At 64.4% G+C, this 250-nt stretch carries 1 protein-coding gene; it reads left to right on the top strand.

Annotated features, from left to right (window positions below):
• A partial coding sequence (locus R2R70_RS22030) for a hypothetical protein (protein ID WP_410979201.1) occupies window positions 1-250 on the top strand: 250 nt, incomplete at both ends.

Here is a 250-nt window from a genome sequence, read left to right as displayed (position 1 = left end):
GCGCCGCGGCCCTCGACGACGCGCTCACCTGCCAGGAATCCGCGCACGATTTCGTCTCGGGCCTGATCGACCAGAAACTGATCGATGCAAAGCCGATGCGCGTGGAAAGCAACTCGATCAACGCGTTCTGGCCCGCTCACGGCCAGCACCTGACCGCCTATGGCTTCAGCGTGTTCGCAATCGTGGGCTTCCAGCAGGACGACCCGCTGTTCAAGACCGGCGACGGCAAGCCCATCGGCCGTTCGGCCTA

It is taken from the genome of Cobetia sp. SIMBA_158 (genome assembly GCF_046566945.1).
Classification (GTDB): Bacteria; Pseudomonadota; Gammaproteobacteria; order Pseudomonadales; family Halomonadaceae; genus Cobetia; species Cobetia amphilecti.
The sequence above is the reverse complement of the archived record's forward strand: the minus strand, read 5'-3'. Positions and strand labels throughout refer to the sequence as shown.